Below are 3,176 nucleotides of genomic sequence, written 5' to 3'. Positions count from 1 at the left end.
AGGGCACCGCGGACCAGGTCTTCCTCGCGCTGCGGCTCGCCGGCATCCGCCAGCTGCAGGCCGAGCGTCGGGCGGCCGGGCTGCCCGCCGTCCCCGTCGTGCTCGACGACGTCCTCATGACCTTCGACGACGCCCGCGCCGCCGCCGCCCTCACCGTCCTCGCCGACCTCGCCGCGGAGTGGCAGGTGCTGCTGTTCACCCACCACGAGCACCTGGCCCCCCTCGCTCGCCGGGCGGGCGACGTGACGGTGATCGACCTGGGCGCCCCCGCCCCCCTCCAAGCCCCCCTCGCCTCCACCGCCTGACCCTCTGATCCACGCCCGCCCATGATCACCATCGGTGACCACAGCGACCCCCCGCACATCAAGATCACCATCTGTGACCCATCACGGCCGCACAGGGCGTCGATGGGTCGCACTCGGTGATCATGGTGTCGCGGATCCGGCGAGGCGGCCCGTCCGCCCGACCCACCGGCCGGCAGGATCAGCGGCGTGATGGATCCGTGCGGTGAGCACTTCACGATCGTGGCCGGTGCGGCCCGGGCCGCCGTGAGCGAGGTGGGCGCAGGGCTGCGGTACTTCGCGGTCGGGGACACCCTCTACACGGAGCCCGTGCCGGACGGCGCCCGCCCGCCCCGCGGCTCCGGCGCCCTGCTCGCGCCCTGGCCGAACCGGGTCAAGGGCGGTCGCTGGACCTGGGAGGGCAGGACGCAGCAGCTCGCCCTCACCGAGCCCGCGGCGGGCAACGCGATCCACGGCCTGCTCCGCCAGTCCTTCTGGGTCCCGTCGGACCAGACGGACGCCGCCGTCACCCTCACCGCGACCGTCCCGCCACAGAACGGCTGGCCGGAGCCGGTCACGGTCGCCGTCACCTACCGGGTCGGCGACGACGGGCTGACGGTCGAGACCACCGCGACCAACGAGGGCAGCGGCCCGATCCCGTTCGGCCTGGGCTTCCACCCGTACCTGCGGATCGGCGACACGCCCACCGACGACTGCACCCTCACCCTCGGCGCCCGTGCCGCGCTCCCGCTCACCGACCAGCTGCCCAGCGGACCGCTCGAACCCCTCGGCAGCCGCGAGTTCCGGCTCAGGGACACCGAGCTCGACTCCGCCTTCGGCGACTGCGAGCCGGAGGACGGCCTGGTCCGGCACCGCCTCACCGCCTCCGACGGCAGCGGGGTCGAGCTGTGGGCCGATCCCGCCTTCGGCTGGGTGCAGGTCTTCACCCCGCACGACATGCCGGGCCGCGGAGCCCGCGGAGGCGACCCGCAGCCCGGGCGGGGCGTCGCCGTCGAGCCCATGACCTGCCCGCCGGACGCCCTCAACTCAGGCACCGACCTCGTCCACCTGGCTCCCGGCGAGTCCTGGACCGGGCGATGGGGGATCACCCCCCGGTAGGGTCGGCGACCGTCACGGTCGACACGGGGAAGGGGACCCATGCACTCGCTCACCGGAGGTTCGCTGCCGGAGATCGACGGGGTTCAGGTCCCCGGGTACGACCGCGGCGCCGTCACCGTGGGGATCGTCCACTTCGGAGTCGGCGGCTTCCACCGCGCCCACCAGGCCATGTACGTCGACGCCCTGATGAACGCGGGCGAGGCGCTGGACTGGGGCATCTGCGGCGTCGGGGTGCTGCCCGGCGACCGGCGGATGCAGGAGGTGCTCACCGGGCAGGAAGGCCTGTACACGCTGGTGCAGAAGGAGGCCGACGGCTCCCTGCACCCGCGCGTCGTCGGCTCGATCGTCGAGTACCTCTTCGCCCCGGACTCGCCCGAGGCCGTGATCGAGAAGATGGCCGCCGAGTCCACCCGGATCGTCGGCCTCACGATCACCGAGGGCGGCTACACGATCGACCAGGTCACCGGCGAGTTCGACGCCGAGGACGCCGGCGTCCGGGCCGACCTCGCCGAGGGCGCGGAGCCGGCCACGGTGTTCGGTCTGGTCACCGAGGCGCTGCGGCGCCGCCGCGACCGCGGCCTGCCCGGTTTCACGATCATGAGCTGCGACAACATCCAGGGCAACGGCGACACGGCCGCCCGCACGTTCGCCGCGTTCGCCCGGCTCAAGGACGCCGAGCTGGCCACGTGGATCGAGGAGAACGTCGGCTTCCCGAACTCCATGGTCGACCGGATCACCCCCGCGACCAGCCCCGAGGACACCCAGCGGCTGAAGGACGAGTTCGGCCTGGACGACGGCTGGCCGGTCGTGTGCGAGCCGTTCACCCAATGGGTCCTGGAGGACCACTTCACGGCGGGCCGTCCGCCGTTCGAGGACGTCGGGGTGCAGCTCGTCGAGGACGTCGTCCCGTACGAGCTGATGAAGCTCCGGCTGCTCAACGCAGGCCACCAGGCGCTGGGCTACCTGGGGTTCCTCGCGGGTTTCCGGTACGTGCACGAGGTCGCGGGCGACCCGCTGTTCGCCCGGTTCATCCGCGCCTACATGGACCGCGAGGGCACCCCGACCCTCGACGAGGTGCCGGGCGTGGACCTCGACGAGTACAAGACCACCCTGCTCGAGCGCTTCGCGAACCCCGGCGTCGCGGACACCCTCGCCCGCATCAACTTCGGCAGCTCCGACCGCATCTCGCTCTGGGTGCTGCCGGTGATCCGCCACCAGCTGGCGAGCGGCGGGGAGCTGGAGCGCGCGGCCGCGGTCGTGGCCGGGTGGGCGCGGTACGCCGAGGGCGTCGACGAGAAGGGCGAGCCGATCGACGTCCAGGACCGGCTCGCCGAGACCCTCGTCCCGCTGGCGCGGACACAGCGGGAGAACCCGACCGCGTTCATCGAGAACACCGCGGTCTTCGGGGACCTCGCGCAGCAGGAACGCTTCCGCGAGGCCTACCTGTGGGCCTTGGACTCCCTGCACCGCGAGGGCGCCCGGGCCACCGTGGAGAAGCTCGCCGCCCGCTGAGCCCGACCGTTCCCGCGACCGCAGACCACGATCGCACGTTTCGTGCTCTCAGCGCGGCAAGATCGCCGATTGCGTGCACCCAGCGCGGTCCACACCGCGCTGCGAGCACGAAACGTGCAAGCACCACCCGCACCCACTCGGCACCATGGACCCATGGGGGAACAACCGCTCATCGGGGCGGCGGACATGGAGACGCCCTTCTACCTGAAGGGCCAGCTGGAGGCGGCGGTCGCGGAACCGCTCGAGGTAGACGCGGCCGTCGCC

The 3,176-nt window shown here is 72.7% G+C and carries 3 protein-coding genes; all 3 read left to right on the top strand.

Translation table 11 applies throughout. The features are described 5' to 3' along the window. Positions 1 to 305 (top strand): ATP-binding protein (locus H5J29_RS26840; RefSeq protein WP_220187977.1); only part of this gene is annotated, 305 nt, incomplete at its 5' end. Between the two features lie 189 nt (positions 306 to 494). Further along, positions 495 to 1,400 (top strand): aldose 1-epimerase family protein, encoded by a 906-nt coding sequence (locus H5J29_RS26835; RefSeq protein ID WP_181783788.1) that lies wholly within the window; start codon positions 495 to 497, stop codon positions 1,398 to 1,400. Positions 1,401 to 1,439: 39 nt separating this feature from the next. Beyond that, a complete protein-coding gene (locus tag H5J29_RS26830; protein WP_181783787.1) occupies positions 1,440 to 2,912 on the top strand; it encodes a mannitol dehydrogenase family protein in 1,473 nt (490 codons plus the stop codon). The last annotated feature ends 264 nt before the right edge of the window (positions 2,913 to 3,176 follow it).

This window comes from Pseudonocardia pini (genome assembly GCF_013870575.1).
Classification (GTDB): domain Bacteria; phylum Actinomycetota; class Actinomycetes; order Mycobacteriales; family Pseudonocardiaceae; genus Pseudonocardia; species Pseudonocardia pini.
This window is presented reverse-complemented; position numbering and strand designations above follow the sequence as displayed.

Bases quoted from the DNA above. Each gene is read 5' to 3' on its own strand.
- H5J29_RS26835 (WP_181783788.1), top strand. From the start codon at position 495: ATGGATCCGTGCGGTGAGCACTTCACGATCGTGGCCGGTGCGGCCCGG.
- H5J29_RS26830 (WP_181783787.1), top strand. From the start codon at position 1,440: ATGCACTCGCTCACCGGAGGTTCGCTGCCGGAGATCGACGGGGTTCAG.